This window comes from Sporosarcina sp. NPDC096371 (assembly GCF_044762865.1).
Classification (GTDB): domain Bacteria; phylum Bacillota; class Bacilli; order Bacillales_A; family Planococcaceae; genus Sporosarcina.
Window position 1 is genome coordinate 97,037 of sequence record NZ_JBIWFE010000008.1, and the last position, 21,559, is coordinate 118,595.

General features: G+C 38.1%; 20 protein-coding genes. 11 read left to right on the top strand and 9 right to left on the bottom strand.

Features of this window, described 5'->3' with window-relative positions:
- Window positions 1–118 precede the first annotated feature (118 nt).
- Genes ACIQ0H_RS18145 through ACIQ0H_RS18155 form a run of 3 tightly spaced genes read left to right on the top strand, consistent with a single transcriptional unit; the run spans window position 119 to window position 1,937 of the window.
- Entirely contained in the window at window positions 119–634 is a 516-nt protein-coding gene (locus tag ACIQ0H_RS18145) for an RNA polymerase sigma factor (protein ID WP_403417844.1), read from the top strand.
- Window positions 618–1,562, top strand: coding sequence for an anti sigma factor C-terminal domain-containing protein (locus tag ACIQ0H_RS18150; protein WP_403417847.1), 945 nt, complete (start codon window positions 618–620; stop codon window positions 1,560–1,562). Before ACIQ0H_RS18145 ends, ACIQ0H_RS18150 begins: the two co-directional genes overlap by 17 nt.
- Before the next feature lie 15 nt (window positions 1,563–1,577).
- Window positions 1,578–1,937, top strand: coding sequence for a hypothetical protein (locus ACIQ0H_RS18155; protein WP_403417850.1), 360 nt, complete (start codon window positions 1,578–1,580; stop codon window positions 1,935–1,937).
- 53 nt (window positions 1,938–1,990) lie between these two features.
- Here ACIQ0H_RS18155 and ACIQ0H_RS18160 read toward each other — a convergent pair whose 3' ends face one another.
- The 6 genes from ACIQ0H_RS18160 to yeiL all read right to left on the bottom strand — a co-directional run bounded on the left by ACIQ0H_RS18160 (window position 1,991) and on the right by yeiL (window position 7,057).
- Window positions 1,991–2,131 (bottom strand): hypothetical protein, encoded by a 141-nt coding sequence (locus ACIQ0H_RS18160; RefSeq protein ID WP_403417853.1) that lies wholly within the window; start codon window positions 2,129–2,131, stop codon window positions 1,991–1,993.
- A gap of 809 nt (window positions 2,132–2,940) precedes the next feature.
- Window positions 2,941–3,252 (bottom strand): hypothetical protein, encoded by a 312-nt coding sequence (locus ACIQ0H_RS18165; protein ID WP_403417856.1) that lies wholly within the window; start codon window positions 3,250–3,252, stop codon window positions 2,941–2,943.
- A 247-nt stretch (window positions 3,253–3,499) separates the two neighbouring features.
- Window positions 3,500–4,069, bottom strand: a complete 570-nt coding sequence (locus ACIQ0H_RS18170; RefSeq protein ID WP_403417859.1) for a YdeI/OmpD-associated family protein — start codon at window positions 4,067–4,069, stop codon at window positions 3,500–3,502.
- Window positions 4,054–4,986, bottom strand: a complete 933-nt coding sequence (locus tag ACIQ0H_RS18175) for an alpha/beta fold hydrolase (protein ID WP_403417861.1) — start codon at window positions 4,984–4,986, stop codon at window positions 4,054–4,056. Before ACIQ0H_RS18175 ends, ACIQ0H_RS18170 begins: the two co-directional genes overlap by 16 nt.
- A gap of 89 nt (window positions 4,987–5,075) precedes the next feature.
- Window positions 5,076–6,005: a helix-turn-helix transcriptional regulator gene (locus ACIQ0H_RS18180; protein WP_403417864.1), complete on the bottom strand. Its 930-nt coding sequence runs from the start codon at window positions 6,003–6,005 to the stop codon at window positions 5,076–5,078.
- A gap of 380 nt (window positions 6,006–6,385) precedes the next feature.
- Window positions 6,386–7,057 (bottom strand): transcriptional regulator YeiL, encoded by a 672-nt coding sequence (yeiL, locus tag ACIQ0H_RS18185; RefSeq protein WP_403417867.1) that lies wholly within the window; start codon window positions 7,055–7,057, stop codon window positions 6,386–6,388.
- Between the two features lie 77 nt (window positions 7,058–7,134).
- Between yeiL and ACIQ0H_RS18190 the strand changes: the two genes are divergently transcribed.
- From ACIQ0H_RS18190 to ACIQ0H_RS18210, 5 genes are all read left to right on the top strand, one after another.
- Window positions 7,135–7,836, top strand: a complete 702-nt coding sequence (locus tag ACIQ0H_RS18190) for a YjjG family noncanonical pyrimidine nucleotidase (RefSeq protein ID WP_403417870.1) — start codon at window positions 7,135–7,137, stop codon at window positions 7,834–7,836.
- The gene (locus ACIQ0H_RS18195; RefSeq protein ID WP_403417873.1) at window positions 7,833–8,444 is read left to right on the top strand and encodes a DUF6198 family protein; all 612 of its coding nucleotides are present in this window, start codon (window positions 7,833–7,835) and stop codon (window positions 8,442–8,444) included. Before ACIQ0H_RS18190 ends, ACIQ0H_RS18195 begins: the two co-directional genes overlap by 4 nt.
- 171 nt (window positions 8,445–8,615) lie before the next feature.
- The gene (locus ACIQ0H_RS18200) at window positions 8,616–9,044 is read left to right on the top strand and encodes a hypothetical protein (RefSeq protein ID WP_403417875.1); all 429 of its coding nucleotides are present in this window, start codon (window positions 8,616–8,618) and stop codon (window positions 9,042–9,044) included.
- A 77-nt stretch (window positions 9,045–9,121) separates the two neighbouring features.
- The gene (locus ACIQ0H_RS18205) at window positions 9,122–9,364 is read left to right on the top strand and encodes a hypothetical protein (protein ID WP_403417878.1); all 243 of its coding nucleotides are present in this window, start codon (window positions 9,122–9,124) and stop codon (window positions 9,362–9,364) included.
- A gap of 1 nt (window position 9,365) precedes the next feature.
- Complete coding sequence (locus ACIQ0H_RS18210; protein WP_403417881.1) at window positions 9,366–9,593, top strand: helix-turn-helix domain-containing protein; 228 nt, start codon at window positions 9,366–9,368, stop codon at window positions 9,591–9,593.
- Window positions 9,594–9,776: 183 nt separating this feature from the next.
- On the opposite strand, the gene ACIQ0H_RS18215 is transcribed toward ACIQ0H_RS18210, so the two are convergent.
- Window positions 9,777–11,267 (bottom strand): sensor histidine kinase, encoded by a 1,491-nt coding sequence (locus ACIQ0H_RS18215; RefSeq protein WP_403417884.1) that lies wholly within the window; start codon window positions 11,265–11,267, stop codon window positions 9,777–9,779.
- Entirely contained in the window at window positions 11,257–11,934 is a 678-nt protein-coding gene (locus tag ACIQ0H_RS18220; RefSeq protein ID WP_403417887.1) for a response regulator transcription factor, read from the bottom strand. The genes ACIQ0H_RS18215 and ACIQ0H_RS18220 overlap by 11 nt, the downstream gene beginning before the upstream one ends.
- A gap of 243 nt (window positions 11,935–12,177) precedes the next feature.
- On the opposite strand from ACIQ0H_RS18220, the gene ACIQ0H_RS18225 reads away from it, so the two are divergent.
- From ACIQ0H_RS18225 to ACIQ0H_RS18235, 3 genes are all read left to right on the top strand, one after another.
- Window positions 12,178–12,609 carry a hypothetical protein gene (locus ACIQ0H_RS18225; protein ID WP_403417890.1) on the top strand — a complete coding sequence of 144 codons (432 nt, stop codon included), beginning with the start codon at window positions 12,178–12,180 and terminating at the stop codon, window positions 12,607–12,609.
- A 261-nt stretch (window positions 12,610–12,870) separates the two neighbouring features.
- Entirely contained in the window at window positions 12,871–14,814 is a 1,944-nt protein-coding gene (locus tag ACIQ0H_RS18230) for an ABC transporter ATP-binding protein/permease (RefSeq protein WP_403417893.1), read from the top strand.
- Between the two features lie 20 nt (window positions 14,815–14,834).
- The gene (locus ACIQ0H_RS18235; RefSeq protein WP_403417895.1) at window positions 14,835–16,610 is read left to right on the top strand and encodes an ABC transporter ATP-binding protein/permease; all 1,776 of its coding nucleotides are present in this window, start codon (window positions 14,835–14,837) and stop codon (window positions 16,608–16,610) included.
- 643 nt (window positions 16,611–17,253) lie between these two features.
- Here the strand turns inward: ACIQ0H_RS18235 and ACIQ0H_RS18240 are convergent.
- The gene (locus ACIQ0H_RS18240) at window positions 17,254–21,348 is read right to left on the bottom strand and encodes a S8 family serine peptidase (protein ID WP_403417898.1); all 4,095 of its coding nucleotides are present in this window, start codon (window positions 21,346–21,348) and stop codon (window positions 17,254–17,256) included.
- Window positions 21,349–21,559: the final 211 nt, after the last annotated feature.

Consider the following 21,559-nt stretch of genomic DNA (forward strand, 5'->3'; position numbering starts at 1 on the left):
GACAACAACGTTACAAACCGTGGCATTCTGCTGTATCAAAAATAAATAAAAATAACGTGTATACTATTTTCACATCACTGCGTCTTATGTCTGTTAACAACCAAAAGTAGGTGGCCGCTTGCAAATACAAACAATTGAAGACTTGTACCGGGAGAAGTCCCGTGTCATATTTCGATACTTAATAAAAATGGGATGCCCGAGAGAGGATGCTGAGGATATCGTACAAACTACGTTCTCGAAAGCCTTTGAGCATATGATCCATTTGAATGTGGACAATCCTTCCGCGTGGCTATTTAAGGTGTCCATAAACAATTATTACGATCTATGTCGGAAACAGCAGCGATACCCGCATGCGCAAATCGATGAAAGTTTCTTGGAGAATATGCACCAGATGGATGAGGACGGGGAACAACTTGTGCTGAGAAAAGAACATAAACTTGAAATTGAAGCAATTTTGAATCAATTATCACCTGCACAATCGAACTTGCTCCTCTTGAAATATGAGCTCGATTTATCGTACGAAGAAATAAGTGTCCTTTTAAATATGAAAGTAGACACAATCCGAACGACGCTTTATCGCTCACGGAATACATTCAAAAAGAAATGGAGTGAGTTTGTTGAAAGACAATCATGAATTAGATAATTTTTTCAGTTTTGAAAATAACGAGAAAAACCTCATTATGGAAGCGAAAAGAAAAAGTACAATCCGAATGGCCTGTATCAGCGGGCTTGTCTCTCTATTGGTGCTGACACTCATCGTAGTCGTAAAACTGCAAGTGACGCCTTGGCTACTGAATAAGGAATTGATAGCGCAAGAAACGTACTATGATGTGCACGGTGCCAATTTATTTATTGGCCCTTGGGAAGAGTCTATCCAGGTTATCGGAAGTAAAGCGACAGCCCCACAATATAAATTAGTGGATGGACGACCTGTATACCGTGGAGAAATCTCGAATGACTCCAATCCATTAGAAGTGCATCTCTCACCGCAAGAATATGAGACATACAGCTATCTTGGTGGCAAAGTGATGCATTTCATTCATCCAGAAGTGACAGTCAACCAGGTACCGGACGAATTAAAGAATATCGATGTATTTCAAAATCACCAAGTGATTGAAATGGGCCTATCGTTTGATCGTGCTTATACATTGGATGAAGTGAGAGACATTTTACCGAAAGACCTCCCCCTACAGTGGGCCTGGATGGATGCTTATTCTGACGAGGAAGTTGACTCGTTGCAAACTTCGGAGTCACCGGCAAATCATTTTACAGAAAACGAAGTCATTGGGTTTTCAATGGTGGACGAAACAGGAGTTACATTGGAGCATCCCGTCAAGGACTTCATGGAATCTGTGAGGTATGGAAAAAATCACAGAGGACCCTATAAAAAAGATATGCAAACACTTTATGAAATACTGACGAAGCAAGGCGAAGTGGATGAAACGACTGTCAAAATCATCGGAGCAGTCGTAGGAGGTAAAAAAGAAGTGCTTCAACAACTCCAGAACGAACCAAGAGTTCGGGCATCGAGTATAGGAGCAGTCGTCGATTCATTTAAATAAAAGGAGAAGATTACTATGAATAAAACAATACAATGGATCATTTGGGCATTAGCATTGGTTGCTATCAACATTCCAACAATTTTGATGGCATCATTTTCACTCTTTGGCACAGCAGAAGGAACAAGCATTTTCTCGGTCGATTACTTAATCGCAGCAGGAATCCTTCTGTTAGGGAATATCATCATCCTTCAACTATTTCTAGCTATTCACAAAGGCCATTACCAAGGATTTGTCATTGGTTTATGCGCTGCAGTCGCACAGACAATCGGTTTATACTTAATGGGTACAGTATCTTTTACAGCTGGGTTCAGCATTTTAGTTGGCAGTATCCTTGTAGCCATCGGTTTGTTATTCTGGGAAATAAAATCACCGTAATCATAAAATAAGCGGCGGCGCCGCCTTACACTTCAATCAACGAAAGTAGCAAGTTAAAGACTTTCACTCATTAGAAAATAGCGTACCAAAATGGCCACAACCTCATTGGTTGTGGCCATTCTATCTTCCCGATACGTCTTGCTGACAAATCCACACTCTGTTAGAAATGGATCTATTCCTTCTAACCACTCCATTGATGTTGTTCTTAAATAGGTATTAAATTACAGTTTCCCCAAAACTAATTCAAGTAAAGATAGGATTTAGAGTGATTTTTAATCAAACTTTATTCTAAAGCTTCATCTGTAGAAACTTCTCTAAAATACCGCGTCTGTTGATTAACCATTATCTTGCATAAAACACTGGTGAGAAGGGCTTGAAAACTTCTATTTTCACTGGACGATTTCCGGTACGCTTTCGGCAAATTAATCATGACAGAATTTCCGGGGGCGGTGTGTCTAGAAATGACTCCGTCATTTCTAGACACACTTTTTTCGGTTATCCTGTTGTGATGAATTGCCTGTCGCGTACCTACAATGTTCAAGTGAAAAATGCAGCTGCTTTGAAAGAAAAGAATAGATGACCTTCTATAAAGATAAAAAGTACCCGAAGATACAATTTCGGGTACTCTAGCACGTTGAAGAATGCGTCCTTTTCTACTATTATTCTTCTAATGGCGTGAAGCTTTATAGAAAGTGACACTTGTTTAAAATAAAAGTAGAAAAAACCATAGAGAAAGCTTTAACCGCCAAAATTGCATCTTTGGCGGCTCTTCTCCCGGTAAGAAGCATGCTATTCTTTCGTCCCAAAAAGTTTTAGCACATCGTTTACTTGTGCTTTTGGAGAGCGGCGGATGAAAGAGCACCATACACATTCAGACATCCCGGTAATCGTATAGAATTCATTCAATCCAAAGCGCTTCAAATGCAACTACACACGTAGTGCCTAGTGTTTCATCAAGTTATGTGCTAGTTGATTTTGGTTAATCAACAGACGTGTTTCATCATTACATTACGTTCTGCTTCTTTAGGTCGTATTCTTGCATCAGGTCTTGCCAGCCAGCGTTCAAATACCGGGGGTCAATCCACGTACTAAAGGGATATTCTTTAAGAGGCATATTTTCGATGCTACTTCTAATAGTAAATGTATTTTTTATATGTAAAGATTTCGGCAAAAGTACATTGAATGTATCAGTGGGTATTTCTGTATTCGCCAAAACGAAATCTTCTTCTTTGATAAGCTTTCCATTAACCGCATGAGTAAATATTCTTATTTTTTCTTCGAGATTGTTTATAACTAATTGTTGATTTGCAATCATTTCTTTGCTCCTTCCGATTAAATACAGCGCGCGCTCTTTTTTATTATAGGAGCCATTCCATTATAATAAAACATTGTTCACAGTTTTATATCCTCCCGTAATTTTCAGCAAACTTAGAAGGTGCTTGCTTATTTACTCCACAATCTGGCTGATTGTTGAAAGAATGACTCGCATTCTTTCAACAACTTTATTATTTTTCAAACGACTTCATTGTAAATTTGCGACAACAATGAAGCAGAATGAAAATCTAGGGTCTTAACATTTCTCCCTTGTCCCATGAAACAATTAATCGATTCAATCTTCTTAGCTGAGTTTCTTCTTTTTTAGCACTCATTACCCACCAAATAGAATCTCTTCTGTACGAAGGTGGAAGCTGATTAAAAAACCCCCAAGAACTTGGATGTTTTCTAATTTCATCCTCATATTCTTTCTTTAAAGTAACGTTCCTATGAACGGAAGAATAACCTGTTTGTTCATTTCTTTGATTGAAAATAGTCAATCCCTCAGGCCTCATTTGATTGTGTTCTATCAGTTTATGCACCTTTTGCACATTAACTTTACTCCAGAGGCTATTAGGCTTACGTGGAGTAAAGCGAATTTTATAGCAATCTTCATCAACTGTTTTTCGTATCCCATCAATCCAACCAAATGACAGTACACAATCTACTGATTCGGACCAAGTGAGACTTGCTTTATTGGTCTTTTTCTTTAAAAAAACTATCCAAATTTCACTAGCTGTTTGGTGATGAATATCCAACCAATCAATAAATTCTGTTTGATTACCAAAAAATAGCACTTCACTCATTTTCCTAGCCATTCTAAAATCATTTGATTAAGCTCTTCAGGTCTTTCTTCTTGAATCCAATGACCAGTGTTTAAACTCTTAATGTCTATATTAGGTACAAAATCTTTTATATTTGGAAGCGGCGGAATAATATCTTTCTCACCATAAATCATCAATGTTGGCTGATAAAGAATAGGAGATACGAAACCTAATAAATGCCAATTACGATTTAAATTTCTGTACCAATTGATGCTTGGAGTGAAACCTGTCTTATTGAAGGCTGTGATATAAACAGAAAGTTCATCATCGCTCATAACAGGTTCACCTAACGGCTGGGTTGCTTTAGCTAGATTAATCATTTCCATTCCTTCAACAGAGCCTTGTGATGGAACATTCTTTCGATATAAGTTACGAAGAAATTGGGCTGCATTTTCGTCTAATACAGCATCTGCAACACCTGGTTGGTTGTTAAAGTGAACAAAATAGTAATCATCGCCAAAAGCTTCTTCCATAAAATCAATCCAAGGTCTCTCTCCTCGAACTTGGTAGGGCAAGCATAAGTTAATCATTTTATTAACACGTTCTGGATGCAGCAAAGCCATACTCCAAACAACACTTGCGCCCCAATCATGGCCCATAAAAATGGCATCTTTGTATTGGTAGTGATCCAAAAGAGCAACAAGATCACCCGTTAAATGTTCAATATCATATTTTGTGACTTCTTTTGGACAAGAAGACTCTCCATACCCTCGTTGATTAGGAATAATAACGTGATAACCTGCTTCTACAAGAGGAGTCACTTGATGTCTCCAAGAAAAGGCATGCTCTGGCCATCCGTGGCAGAGAACGATAGGTTGCCCCCCATTTTTTTGTCCAGCTTCAAAAACCTCTAGCTCCACACCGTTACCTGAGATAAGTGTTGGTGTCGGAAACTCATAATTGTTTGTCATTTAACATCCTCCAAATTAAAAAAAGTATCTTACAATGACAAGATTATCATGGACGTTTGACAACGGTCTGTCAGCTTTGAGAAACTCACTTAATGATATTTGTCAGCCATCAATCTGAGTTTAGAAGCAATTTTTTTGCGCATTTCTTTTGGAGCTAAGACCTCTATATGCTCTCCAAAACTAAATATGAGAGAGAACAACCATTCTTTTTCGGGGAATGTAGCTGTAACAAGAAGTTCACCTGTTTCTAACACCGCAATATCTTCTTTATTAAAAACATCCTTCACACGAGACTTCATTTGAGGGGAAACTTTTAAGACAATTGTTGTCATTGTTGTTTGTTCATTTAATAATGCCATCATCTCGTGATAGGATTTTTCTCGACGTTCAAATGATTGATTTTCAATGTGAAAATCACTTATTCGGGAAACTCTAAATATCCTGAAGTCTCCTTTTAAAAGACAATAAGCAAATAAATACCAAGTATAATTTTTAAATATGAGCGACATAGGCTCAACTTGTCTTTTGCTGACGATATTATCATAATTTCTGTAGTCAATAGTCAGTAAATTAGTCTGTGTAATAGCTTTCCTTAGCGTCTTAACTAATGCTTTTTGATTTGGAGAGTCTCCATAAGGATGTAAATCAATGATGATTTGTTCCATATGCAGCTTTAGATAATCTACCTTGTTTTTAGGAATGATATTTTGTAGTTTTTCTATGGATGATTCTAACTCAATGTCGTCAACTGTGAAATTAATATCCTTGAGAACAGAAAGAAGGGAAGTCAGGTTATTAAGAGTTAGTACTTGATGATTTAATTTATAACTCTCATAAATGCTGAATCCACCATTGTTTCCAGAATGGGAAATGATAGGAATACCAGCTAGATTGATTGTTTCAATATCTCGGTAAATAGTCCGGACCGATACTTCAAATTTCTCAGCCAATTCATTTGCTGTTACACGATTTCTATTAAGTAACATCACAATAATGGTTAACATACGTTCTACTTTCATCTTGTTCTCCTTAAAAATATATTTTTTATTATGTAGTAGAATCAATTTCATAATGCGCACTTTTAAAAAATCATAAAGAAACAGAATTTCGATGATTCCTTAAAAAAACGAATGAAATAGCTAATTATGCTACAGAAAGTTGTAGTGTAGTTGGGAAAGCCGATCAACTGCCAGTTTGCATGCGTTATACGCAAGATGAACCAAATCAAAATGGACTTTAGCTTTCTTGTCGTATAATGGACATAGGGGTATCTCTCCAGTCTGTTAATGTGTGTGTCGTAACTCTCATTATACAGGATTTGGGGAGATCCCTATTTTTTATCATTTTAAACTTAGAGCCCCAAGGGCTCAATTGATTCAGTTGTCAAATCAAACTAAATTTATTCTTTTTTTGAACTCAATCTTTCTAACAGTTCTTTATTAATGATGAAATATTTCCTTCCTCTCTTTTCCAATAATCCATCTTCAAGGAATTGGTTAAGTGTGTATAATAAATGTCGATAGCTTACCCCCACGTATTCTGCTGTTTCGGTATGCTTCTCTTGAAAGCATCCATCGTTTTCTATTTGAAGAATATATTTCGCCAATCGATTTTTGAATTCATAATCCTGCATATCTGTGTAGTGATCGGTTCTTTTAAGTAATTTATCACCTAAATATTTGGATAAATTAAAGAAGAAAAGTTTATCATTTAACAGATGCTCTTTCGATGAAGCCAATGGAATCGCCAAGCAAGTACAGTCATTTATAGCCACAACATCTTTTAAATTCTTTTCCACCTCAATCAAGGATAATTCACCAATAAAATCATCTTTCTTTAGAAACTGAATCAGCGCACGTTTTCCATTTTCGTGTACTTGATATATTTTTGCCCGCCCATCCAATAATAAAAATAAGTACTCAATATCTTCATCAAAGCGCACTATATATTCATTAGAAGAAAACTTACAAATAAAAGCCTGATGTAAAACCGCTTTCGGAAAAGTTTCTTTAATTCCATTATATATGTCTACAAAACTTTCTGCGTAAACCTTCAAATTGATTTTCTCCATTTTATCACCTCAATATGAGATATCTCCTATCATTATATTCTTACTTTCGATATATTCCTATCAAGAGGTGGATAGGAATGAACAAATACAAACATATTATTTTTGACTTAGATGATACGATACTTGATTTTCAAGATTCAGAAGAAAAGGCTTTAAAACAAATTATTTCGCAATACGAGTTGCCCTATAACAAGCAAACCATTGCATGTTATAAGCGCATTAATGATGGATTATGGTATCAATTAGAGGCAGGCTTGATATCTCGTGAGGACGTGCTGACAACGCGCTTTTTACTTTTTTTGAAAGAATTTCAAATAGATGAAAATGGAGCAAAAGTTGAAGCAATTTACCGTGAGTATTTAAACCAAGGACATAAGGCCATTACTCATGCACATGAATTACTGAATGCTTTAAGTAAGCAAGATTATAAATTATATATTGGAACAAACGGTGTAGGAAAGACTCAAAGAAAAAGATTAGGAGATGCCAAGCTACAAGGATATTTTGAGCATCTTTTTATCTCCGAAGAAATTGGTTACGAAAAACCAAATCCCCATTTCTTTTACTATATTTTTGATGCCCTGCATATAAGCCGGAAAGAAGAATTATTAATGATAGGTGATCGTTTAACATCGGATATTCAGGGAGCTATCAATGTCGGAATTGATTGTGTATGGTTTAACTCTAAGAGAAGCATGCCTAAATCAGGTTCACCTAAGAGTACATATACGATACAAAATTTAATGCAAGTAATGGACTTATTAGAGGAATATTCATGAAAAAAGTAATTCAATCTATTCTACTCTATATAATGAGTGCTGTTGGCGTTAGTCTTACATTAAAAGCAGATGTTGGAGTAAGCAGCTTTAATGCAATGAATTTATCCATATCTGAATGTACTTCCATCAAAGTTGGCACAATTACATTCATTGCAAATCTCATTTTCCTAATCGGTTATATCTGCCTATGCGAAAAAAAGGACTTCAAAAAATTTACTTTGATGTTTATTTCCATCTTGTTCTTTGGAATAGTTATTAATTTTTTTCTCTATACTATTTTCGGTTCGATTCACATTGAGTATTATTTAGTAAGAATGGGACTATTTATTTTCGGTACAATATTAGCCGGTGGATCAATAGGCATTATTCCTTTTCCTATTGAAGGTCTATGTTTACGAATAGCCGAAATAACAAAACCTACTTTCTCTCAATACAGATATTGTGTCGATTTTTTCTCCATTATTCTATCAATAACAATATCACTACTATACATTTTGCCAATCAATATTCGGGAAGGAACGATTATCAGCTTTTTCTTATTGTCTGGCATTATTTCTTATACACGATTGAAATTTGAAAACTATCAGCTGAAACCAAAAGCACAATAAAAAGCATAACTAAAAATAACCTCACAATGGGGTGAGATATCCAATCCGATTTTTCATATTCCAACCCATGGTTTTGCGATTTATAGCTCACTCCTACAACTAGCGCATGAACATCACTTAGAAGTTGATGAAATAAGCTACGATGCTATCTCACCTACCGAGCTTGAACAAGTGTTACGAGAAGCTAATATTAATACAGCTATAAAATATATCGAATCAGAAACGATAGATTTACAGCAATTGATCGACTTTCATTATCGTTGTTACAAAAAAGGCTATACGAAAGCTGCTATTACATGCCATCCAATTCAAGAACAATTACAGCTGCTCGGCATACCAGCCTACCGACTATTCCCGACCCAAAACTCTGTTGATTCTGTCGTAATGGAAATCCGTAGAGTATACGAAATGCTTCATTTTAAAAGAGCTCAGATTGCTGTACAAATTATTGAATATGATGCTGCCTTTATAGGTTTTCAAAATATCGCATTTACAACTGAGAAACTTCACGAAATTGAACTTGAATTTTTGAAAAACTTACGTATATATACAAAAAAATTCAAGGATCTCTTCTTACAATTGGTCCAGGCCGTTATATAATCTTTTCAACAAGGGGTTTTTCACAAGATATTACGCACAACTTTACGCGGTTAGTAGAATTCGATTCGTCTATAGAATTGAAAGATGAAGTGGGGACTTGCGGAATTGGGTTTGTCATTCAGCTTACGAAGCTGAAATCAATGCATGGAACGCTTTATTACAAAGCAGAGAATGAGGTAAAGGTTCGTGGGCGGTTTGCTTTGATGATAAGAAAATTACAGGTCCACTTGGTCAAGAAGAACAACTTACATATTCATACATATCTGACGAAATACAAGCAATTAGAGAAAATCATCTCTCAGTGTAGCTACACTGCATAAATTGAAATCTATTATTAAAAAGCGTGCCCGCGAAGAAATAAGTGCCAGTGAGCTTGCCCAATTTATGCAAATAACTACGCGTAGTGCCCGTCGTATATTGAGTGAACTAGAGGGAGATGGGCTTGCTCATGTTATGGCCGAGGAAAGTCCACTTATGGCAGGTCGCCCAAGAAAAGTTTATAAATTATTATTAGACTCAACATCAAAGCATGTGCATGATGATTTTTAACACCTAGTCATTTCTCATTACATTCTAGTAAAATCCGTTGTCAATACCATTAAGTTATGATTGATATACAATAAGTCACGCGTGTTGATGAACCGAAAATGCCACAGTGAAAATGGAGGTTTTCAAGCCTTTGCTTACCTTCACTTTTTGTGACAAATTGCTTAATCAACACGTGTGACTCATTTATTCAATTGGTAACAGGAGTCGAAATATCGTTTCTTGTGGTGTGGATGATACTAAGACCAACTCACAATGATTAGCTTCCGCCAGTAATCGACTTAAGGGTAACCCGAGTCCTAACCCCTGCTTCATCTTCTTTTTACTGTCCCCACGATAATAGCGTTCAAAAATATAAGGTATTTCTTGTTCCGGAATCCCTTTGCCATTATCTACGATATCGAGGTGTATCTTTTTATTTTCGAAAGTGATACTTAACATGATTGTAGTAGCCCCTGCTCTAGCACTATTCATGAAGAGGTTAAGCAGAATTTGCTTGATATGACCCCTATCTGCTACTATTTTCAATGGTTTGATGGCAGATGAGACATCGATCTCAATATCCTTAAAACCTTCAATGGCATGAACCTGTTGAATGGCCTCTTCTACTACCTCTGAAAGGGATAATAATATGAAATCCCCATGAACCGCACTGGATTCTAATGACGCAAAATCCAATAAATCTTCCACCATTTTCTGCATTCTTTTTGCTTCTTCTAATGATGTGATTAAAAACTGATCTGCTGTATCCCCTGTAACAATGCCCCCTTGGACGGCCTGAATCATACCGCGTATTGAAGTAACTGGGGTCCTTAATTCATGAGATACGCCTGCAAGTAAGTCCGTTCTCATTTGTTCAAGTTGTTGCAAACGACTTGACATTACCTCGAAAGATGAAAAGAGTTGTTGCAATTCGGCTTCTTTTACATTGGTTGTTGCTGGTAGACTAGGCGCGTAATTCCCTTCTGAGACCTGTTTCGCAGCTTCCGTTAATTGATGTAGGGGAAGCGTTAATTTTCTAGATAGGTGATAGATGACCAACCAACCGCCAAATCCGATACCAAAAATAATAAGTAAAAGAAGTCCATAAGTTTCAATGTTCTCTACAAGTATTTCGGGTGCAGGCGTGCTTAAATATAAAGCGCCCATCACTTCCCCCCGATCATGTAGAGGGATACCCACACGGAGCCAAGTACTTTTTTTCATTTTGATTTTTTCTTTCGTGGTTTTACCGTTAAGTACATCTTCTATAGTAGAAGGTGTTTCAACAAGGGTCTCGAATAATGATAGATCTAGACTTGAAAAATTAACAAGAACCTGACCTTTTTCATCAAAGAGTTGCATGAAATCTTGAGCAATAGGACGCACAATTTCGGCTGGCGTAGCAATTGTAGCAGGTGTAACGGTCGTGGCGGGTGTAGAAGATGAACCATATGACCCACTTTGGCTAGAACTTAGTGGTGATTGTAATACTTCCATTGAGCGTATATACGATGCACTCAGTTGCTCAGCCCTCGCCTGCAGTATTTGGAAACTTTGTCGTTCTCCATTTACTTTTAGCCATACACCGGCGCCAACACCCAAAAAGAGTAAAATAGCGATTAATACGCCCGTATATCTGCGCGTCCAAAAACGCAGTAAAGGAATGCCGTTAGCACGCTGTGAGCTAGTTGACATGTAGCATATACCCCGTTCCACGTACGGTTTTAATTTCACCTTCATCCGTTGACCACTCACGCAAGTGTTGACGAATTCTTTTAATCGAAGCATCTACAGCTCGATCTCCCCCCTCATAATTCATACCCCATACAGAATCTAATAGTTGGTCGCGCGAAAAGCATTGATTGGGATGTTGTCCTAAAAAGGCAAGGACCCCCCAATCACGTGGTGACATGGGAATTAGCTCATCATAAACAGAGGCTGTATGCGTAGTGAAATTTATGACAAGATGACCTAATTTAATCGTTTCGTTATCTTCTATATGTGAGGATCGGCGTAATACGGCTTGTACGCGGGCCACAACCTCCTCAGGATCAAATGGCTTCGTGATATAATCATCGGCCCCTAGTCCAAGCCCAGCTAGACGTTCGGGCACACTTCCTTTAGCGGTTAGGATGATAACAGGACAACTGCCATATTGACGGATTTGCTGTAAAATCTCTAGCCCATCATTTTGAGGCAACATCAAATCTAACAATACCAATGAAGGATTAACGTCTAAATAAGTTTGAATGACATTCCCTTCCCCTAAATGATGAGTAACTAAAAAGTCGTTTTTCTCCAAGTATGCTTTTAAAATCTGCGCGATTGGCAATTCATCCTCAATCAATAGGATGTGCTTCACTATAAATCACCCTTTCGACAATGCTTTGTCATTAACTTACCACAATAAGACTTCAGCTGTTAGTTTAGCATTTGAATATGTCAATGAAATGACAACCCATTCGTTTTTTTCGTATATAAAGGGAATCCAGCCTATTTTTTACGTCGTCATATTGCAGTCACATTCATTGGATATAGTAGATTTGTGGGAAAGAACATCCCAACAATCGATCGCAAAGCGATTAACTATCAGGAGGAAATTAAAATGAAAAAAGCTTTATTAATTGGTGCAGCATCGTTAGCAGTTACAGTAATGGTAGGTTCGGGAATGGGATTTGCTTCTGCTGCTTCACAGGATGAAAAAGAGAAATCAGTACTTGCAACAAGCTCAACAGAAGCGGTTCAAGTAACAGCTGAAGAAAGAGTAGCGCTTGAAAAAGAAGCACTTAAAGTGAAAGGAACACCGACAGTAAAGGCAACGGATGCAGTAAAATCAACACCTGCTGCAAAAGTAACTCCTGCTAAAAAAGCTACTGCTGAAGAAATCGCAAAATTCCAAGCAGAATCAACACCAGCAGTAAAGTCGACAGAAGCAAAAAAAGCAACGGCTGAAGAAATTGCAGCATTTGAAAAAGAAGCAAAAGCAGCAACGTCAGCAGGAGAAATGACATCATCAACAGAAGCAGCAAAAAAATAAGTAGATTATACGCAAACATGAAATCGTGAGCTAAATTTAGTCAACCAGTCGGATAAAGCCATTACAAAACATGTTTGTAGTAAATGTCTGAGTGAGCGTCAAATATAACATTCCTTCTAACGAATTTTGTGCTAGGTGATCATCATAGGACAATCATTCGTTAGAAGGTTTTCCATAACAATCTAAACGACAAGCGATTAGATTGTTATGGAAAGCGTCGTATTTGGAAAGTGCTTAAGAATAATAGATGGGAGAAAGCAAATGTTTGAAATTAAGAACGTATCAAAAAAATACAATGGCGCATCCGCTTTGAATGATATTTCTTTGACAGTGGGAAAAGGACTGCACTTTATAGTGGGTGCCTCGGGTAGCGGTAAGACAACACTGTTGAAAATCATGAGCGGCATGGTACAAGATTTTGATGGAGAGGTTTACTATTGCGGTAAGAGTATTAAAGGATTATCCTCCAATGAAAAAAGCTATTTTTACAACAATATCTTCGGATTTGTTTGGCAGGATTTTAATTTACTTGAAGATTCATCAGTTTTAGAGAACGTATTGTTGCCACAGTACATAAAAAACAACAAGAATCAAAAGGATGCTAACAAGGTTTTAAGAGAACTTAATATCGGTAACCTTGGACATCAAAAAGTGAACGATCTCTCGGGTGGTCAAAAACAGCGGGTCGCGATTGCAAGAGAACTGATGAAAAATCCGCAAGTTATTTTTGCGGATGAGCCAACTAGTGCCTTGGATGAAAAAACTTCAAAAATGATCATGGATATTCTGAAAACGATTTCTAAAAATAGGACAGTTATCATTGTAACCCACGATACCAGTTTGATTGATCATACATCAAACGTTATAGACTTGGATATGGGAGAAACGGTTGCATTCCCACAAAAAACAAGTACTACAACAGAAAAACTCACATACGGTGAAAGTCATCACTTATCGATGAAAAATGCTTTCGCCATCACCAAATCAAATGTGAAACGTAAATGTAATCGATTTTTAGTTTCTGCCCTTTCTCTAATGGTTGCAGGTACATTTTTGCTGACAACTGTAAGTGGGGCGATTGGGGGTAGCAGTCAGGGCGAATTTGACGAGCTGATCGATACTTACGGCGAAGGACTTACAGATATTAGTGTGGTCGGTAGTTTTATGAGTGCGGGAGGAGCAGACGGTACTGAAGAAGATAAGCCAAATGCGAATGTCACACAAGATATTGGCGGCTTATATGATGACTATGTAGACGATAAGCGTGTTGACTTCACTGTTTTTTCACAAGCGTTTACTGATATCAAGGTAACTGTTAATGGCACAGAACACACCATACAAAGCACGGGTAGCGTGCCGGTAATCAATAAGTTGGTTGCAGGAAAAATGGCAACAGGCAAGGGCAACGAGATCGTCGTCCCAGAAAGTTTTGTTGAAGCATTGGGCATATCAAACGAGCAAGCAATCGGCAAAGAAGTTGATTTTAGCAGCTCCATCTACAACTGGGATACAGGTGAGCCTGTATTGCAAGAGGCATCCATCACCGTAACAATCGTAGGCGTTGCAGATACAACCGCCCGTTATGAGTATGAAGGAGAAATGGTCGAATATAGCGTTGATGACTCATTCTTTTTCAGTAAAGTTGCACTTGACGATTTGAGAAAACAAGCAGGAATTGAAAATGAAGCCATGAATTTTATTGTTCGTGCTAAGACTCCTGCGGGTATGATTGCCATTAAAGACGAGCTTAACGAACAAGGCATTGTACCTCTTGGCCAATTTGAGCTTGTTGAGGATATTGTTAGATTAAATGAGCAAACAACCGAACAGTCAGGTTCTGCAAGTGGACTCATCGGGATTTTGTCTGTCGTTATGGTTATGGCTATCTCCCTCATTACAGGTGTTATGAGAAAAAGAGAATATGCCATTTATAAAATCAGCGGCTTTACAAATGGTCATTTGAGTCTACTGAACTTAACGGAGAAGTTAACAGAAACCGTTGCGGCTATTCTGTTACTGCTTGTTACATCACCACTTATCAACAAAGCGACTCAAAGCTTGTTCGGTGCAAATATTATGAATACGAAGATGTTGTTTACGGGCATGCTGATGATTGCTTTAGTAGCCGTCGTGGCTTACGTTATAACCGCTATTACCTTCATGAAGACCAATACAACCGCAGCTTTAAAGACGGGTGACAGATAATGATTCAAATAAAAAACCTTGTGAAAAAATATGATCGTTCACTTATTTTTCACGATACAAGTTTTACCTTTCCAAACCAAGGACTTGTTTGCCTGTTAGGTGCATCGGGGTGCGGTAAAAGCACCCTGCTTAATATGGTTGCAGGCTTCGACAGTGATTACAGTGGTGATATTTCAGTTTTGGGCACTTCTATCAGCAACATGAACGCTGACGAATTGTGTGCGTATCGCAGAGATACGATAGGATTTGTCTTTCAAAACTACCATCTGTTAAGCGGATATACAGTGCTTGAAAACCTTCTACTTGCTTGTGAATTAAATACGTTAAGTGAAAAGGAAAATAGAGAAAGTGCCCAGGAACTATTAACTAAACTGGGCTTAGCACAAAAGATCGAGGAAAAAATCGAAAATCTTTCGGGCGGTCAAAAGCAGAGAGTTGCCATTGCAAGAGCGTTAATGGGAAATCCTCGAATGATCTTGGCGGATGAGCCTACAGGTGCTTTAGACCGCAGCAACTCCATTGAAATTATGGAACTGTTAAAAGAGATTTCAAAAGACCGTTTGGTGATTGTGATTACGCATGACCAAAAGATTTGTAGCTATGCAGATGAAGTCATTCATATTGAGAACGGAAAAATTATTGCAAAAGAGTCCGACACTCAAAAAGAGATTTTAACTGATAATAAACCCAGCTTAAATAAGGCTGTCAAAGTATCTGCGTTCAAGCGTGGACTTAAAAACTTCAACGTGCATAGGATACGCTATATGGCCGTCAGTCTGGCCATCTCCATCGGTATCCTTGCATTTATGTTGTCTTTATCTTCCGGGAACGTTATGGACAAGTCCATCTCAGATTTTAAGGATAAAAACACCGCCTTTAACAACGGTTATATTCAAGGCGAGGATCATGACAGCATTTTTAACATGCTAAATTCCGATGAACGTATCGAAAATGTTTATTATCAATACAAAATAACGGATGTTACGTTAAAGCTAGGTGATAAAACCGAAGCGATGGCAGAGAAATACCCAATGGCAAAGGCTACTGAAAAGATGTCATACGGTTCTATGCCGAAAACAGGTGAAAAGGAAATAGCATTGAGCCCAAGCCTCGCTAAAAAGTTTGGCAATGATATTAGTAACTTGCTTGGACAAGAACTTACTTTACAATATGATGAAAAAGAATACACGTTGACGATAAGCGGTATTTATAATACAGGCCACGATGATTTCTTTGTCAGCTCCGATATTGAACAGGCGTTTTATAAAGAAATGAAAGGTGAAAAATACTACTCACTTAGCTACGATGTAAAAGACTTTGAAGATATTGTTTCAGTCAGTCAAATGCTAGCTGACAAAAAAATTGTCAGTAAAACTGCAGCCAAAGAGGTAGAAGCGTTGCAGAGTACGTTCAACAATCTTAGCCGTTTGTTCTTGATCGTATCCATTTTAGTGTTAGCAATTGGTTTGTTTATCAGTATCGTATTGCTTATGAAACTGCAAAATTCAAGATACAAGGAAATAGGGTTGCTGTCCGCTTTGGGCTACAATAAAGGCACCATTCGTAAAATGATTACTAACGAAAATTTGCTATTATCGGGCATGTCAGCTGTGTTTCAAGCTATCCTTATGGGCTTTGTTTATGTAGTCGGTATGATGTTCGATTTAGCAATACTTATCACCCCGCTACAAATCTTACTATCCATCCTTTCCACAGGTGTTGTTGTGATTATCATAGGCACAATAACTAGCTACAAGTTAATTCATACAGAGCCAGCTGTAGCATTGAGAAAGTAGAGCTTCTAAACACGACTGTTGATTAACAAAAAACAACTAAATGTTTTGGATTGAACGCATTCCATACAATCACCGGGATGCCTTGAACTGTAGGGGTGCGACTTCGTCGCACCCCTACAGTTTTTCCGGTCATCTTATGGTATTTGTTCATCCGTCGCCAACCCAAAACATGCATACATGAAGTACAAATGCTTTATGGGAACAAGGGAAAAGAGGGTTACTCACATGGTGAAGGGAAGCCAAAGATACAATTTTGGCCGCTGGAACTTCTATCATGGTCTTTTCTTTCTTTATTTCTAAGAAAATCCCGCTTTAAACATGATAAACAGTATGGAAGGAACACATTGTACAATATGCAACACTACCATTCCTTATAGAATGTCATCAATTCATTACTTTACAAGTAACGGCATTTCTCACTGACTTATTGTAGAATCGCGATAGGTACTGACTCACAATAAAAGGATTGAAAAGAGTAGCTAGGAATGACGAAGTCATTCCTAGCTACTCTTTTCTTCAATTCCTCTTAACTATTGTGAATCAATTACCGAAAGCGAACCGAAAATAAACAAGTAAAAAAGGTGAAGGCTGCTTAGAATTATGTTTATTGCTTCACTTCAAGACCGATCAGATGTAAAAAGCATTAAGGAGTGATTCCTAATTCCTTTTTAATGGTCTCAATCGTTTTACCGTTTACTTGACGTTCAGGAGTTGGTGTATCTAGTACAAAATCATTTTCTGTTAAATAGTATTTTCCAAGGAATTTAAAGTCCTTTGCATCTGTCGTCCCATCGAAATTGATATCCGTATTTCGATTATCTGTTCCCCAATGTGTTTGTAGTAAAATGGCATCGTGGATATCAATTTTATGATCTTTGTTAATATCACCTGGTTTAGATACAGGTGGAGCATAGGTAATAAACTCTCCAACATCAACGCCATTCACATTGCGACCTACCTCTAGGGGGGTATATGTCGTATAATGTCCCGGAATATCAATCATCACTGTATAGTTCTTTTCTGTTGCAGGCAAACTGCCCATGTCAATTATCCCGTTCTTTTGGAGAGTAGCTGGATGAATAATCCCTTTCGAATCTTCTAACTGGACCGTTACCCCCGCCGTTGTGTAATCGATGTTAAAATTCATGCCACCATTTGCTGTCAATAGTCCTTCCCCACTTAAAAATCCTGCACTGACATTTGATAGTTGAGAATAAATAGGGTGAAGTCCCATTTCCGTAGAAATCCGGGCTTCATTATTCACCTTCATTGGACTGTAACCGAACAATTGTGGATACATATTTACGAACTCATTGGCATTCGTGTCTACTACCATTTCAAACAATGCAACATCTCCCGATACCCCTTCACCTGGTACTGTTATATCTATCGTCGTTCTTGTTGTACCTGGCGTAATTGTCGTTTCCACTAATTTAGACCCTTCCGGCATGCCCGCGCCTAATTGAAAATCAAGCGACTCAAAAAACTTCTTTTGGTAATCGAAACTCATCGATAGATCATGTGCATGATCCAAATTCCGCGCATAGAACGTATAAGTGATGATGTCTCCCATTGTGTACGATTCTTTATCCGGTTTTGCAAAGATAAACTGTTGTCCCTCTCTTACATAATAGACAACTTTTGGTACTGCTGCATTCCCAGCAAAATCCGCTCCTAAGTATTGGATTACATTAACGCTAGAAGCATTCACATTAATTTCCTTGGAAAACTTTCCGTTTTCGTCGGCGGTAATACCGATAAAACGACCACCTGCTCCATACCATACTTGGTTATTAGATTGGGTGAGTCGAATGTTCGCCGCTTGTGTATCATTTATTTCATGATCCAGTAAAGTTCCGGATAACGTTACAGTCTTTTTACCTTCTGGCAATTCAACAATTGGAAGATCACCTGTAGGGATGGCATCCGTCTCATCATAGCCAATAGTTGGTGCGTTATTGTCAAGACTTATAGTCGACGTTTCAACGTATTGGTTTCCATCTTTTGTCGTTCCAATCATTTTGACTTCATATATTCCATCTTGGGCTCTTACTTTGGTATAGCTGATTGGTTTTTTTTCATTTCCCGTAAACGGATAATAAAAACCTGCAAATCCTTTCTCTATGAAGTAATCTGTATCGAGCGCTGCTCCTGTTGCGTTAACGGATAGAATCCAACCTAAATCTTCTTTCGTATTAGGATCTGTCAACACCCAATCAATTCTTTCCAGTGGTGAATTTAATTTAAAGTCTAAATCTGTTGTCTTTCGGCTAAAAATATTTCTTGTACGATCTGTCGAGATACTTGGTGTAAAGACCTCAAAATAGCCGATGCCTTCTACAACCAATTTCGCCCCAAATGGGATACTGTAACTTTCTTCTGGATCTTTGCTATTTTCAAGATGAATATACCCTTCATACGTACCTTTCTCTGCCGTTTTCGGGATTGTAAGAAAAGCATTAAAGCTCTCTTCTTTATTCTTTTTGACAGTAATGGAGCTAGGCACATTTAGTTTCACACCATTTTTCTCTGCATCCAGTGAATCTGATGCAGATGCTCCAACATTATATTTTACCGAAACAGTATAGTTCTTATCTTCAGTACTCGTATTTGAGATGGATAGCTTGGTCGTTTTAAGAATGTTTTTATTCGACATAGGAACGAAGCCATAACTGAGTCCACCGGTTGGTTCGGGTATAATTCTTTCCTTGCCGTTTTCAATATACGGCGTCTTATCAAGTACCGAGATGACCGTGTCAGAATGGACGGCTTGCATAGGGTCCACTCTACCTGCGCCAACTTCAAATACGCTATATTGCTTTTTCAATGGATCGGCCGTATTCATCAATACAGATTTAATATCACTCGGCGTATAGTCCGGATGCGCTTGAAGTAACAACGCAGCGATTCCAGCTACTTGAGGTGCTGCCATCGATGTGCCTGACAGTCGTTGGTAGGCTTGAGAATAATCCGAATGATCTACTTTGTTTTGGATATAAGCGGGTACTGTTGAGAGAATACTAACCCCAGGCGCCGTCACCTCTGGCTTGATATCATACAAAGTCCCTGATGGTCCTTTCGAACTGAATGGAGCCAGCTCATCACCACTAATTTCGGCATTTCCTATTTCGCCAAGTGTGAGGGAAAGAGGCCCTTTTTCCAATAGGCTTTTAACAGCTAAGCCATCTTTGTTCGACAATGAAAAGGTTGGGATATTGTCTTTACTTTCACCTAAGTAATGAGGGATATGTCCTTCTTCTGCATTTGTATTATACACAACGCCCCCGATTGCACCGTTCTTCTCTGCATTCTCCATTTTTTCAATCAGCGCATTAGATCCACGAGCAACAAAGGCTACTTTTCCATTGACGTCTTTATCCTTGTAATCAGCTGGCACGCCTTCTCCGACTTCGACTATTTCAAAACGTTGACCTGTTAGATGTTGAAATTCAACTGTCCATTTGTTAGTCATTAACTGCAAGGTTCCATCATAGTCTTGACCCTCAGCAGAAAATGCGCCTTCATAAGTCGTCACAAAAGATGAAGCAGAACTTGCACCAACCGTTAATGCCAGTGCGGCAGCTCCAGGAGATCCGAGTGTACTATTTGCCAAATCTCCAGTATTTCCAGCTGCAACGACTGCAGTCACACCGCTTAACACGGCATTATCAATCGCTAAGCTCGATGCATCAAGCGGGTTATTTGTAGAAGCCCCCAAAGATAGGTTTATAATATCCATGCCATCTGCAACGGCACGGTCAATTCCAGCAAGTACCGCACTATTTGCTCCGCTTCCGTAAGGTCCTAATACACGGTAGACATTCAATTCCGCATCAGGTGCCACTCCAGTCACTTTGTAATCCGAATCATTTGCAGCTTGACCTACAATGGTTCCGGATACATGTGTACCATGTTCTGTGTAATATGTTTTCCCTTTATTAATTTCAGGATAACCTGTAGCCGCTTTCCAATCCTTATAAGTCGTTTCCATTGGATCATTATCATGATCGACGAAATCATATCCACCTTTATAAGCATCTTTTAAATCTGGATGGTTATAATCTATTCCAGTGTCAATGACTCCAATTCGAATCCCTTTTCCTGTAAAACCATCTTCATGCAATTTATCGATTTTCAGAAAAGGAATACTGTCTACTCTCGTGGCAGATCCTGTTTCCTCGTTCACTACCGGTAACGGAATTTGTACTTCCAGTTCACTGTAAACTGCTTTTACTACTTCTAAGTCTACTAATTTTTCTATTTCATTGGCTGGTAACGTTATGGCTACTCCATTGAAAGCTGTTTTATACGTGTACTTAATTTCATATTTTGCTTTTCCTGATTTAGCGTTTTTACCTACTATAGCTTTTAATTCATTCGTAAAACTTTCGTGAGATGCTTCTGCCTTTTTCTTAGCTGTTTCAAGGGAGACTTTTTCGCCCATGAGAGACTTTTGCTTTTGTTCCGCCTTTGCTGGCAGTTGATCAAATTCGACAATAACTGTTACTTGTTCTTCACTCGTCAAATCAATATCTCTTGATAATTGAAGTCCCCTGATCGATTGGCTGGCTTCTAAGTTTTGCAGAGCCTCACGTTGCTCTTTTGATAAGTTGGCTAAAATACTCCTTGCATCTGACTGATTTGCTGCATGTCCAACGGGTACATGGCTCAAAGGCGCCACTGTCCCCATAAGTAGGCCTACACTTAAAGCCACTTTTAAACAGTTCTTATTCTTCATTATCTCATCCTCTTTTCTACTGTACTCATCATTTCCCATTCACAAATTCATGTTTCTTCTAAACAAGCATTTTCCAGTGAATAGAATGTAAACTAGTTAAGTTGTCCTCATCAATTATCCACCATTTGTATTAACATGAATATAAAGTTAAAGGTGTAATTTTTGAAGACTTTAGTTTTACATCGGTTAAAACAAAAGCACTAGTATAAAA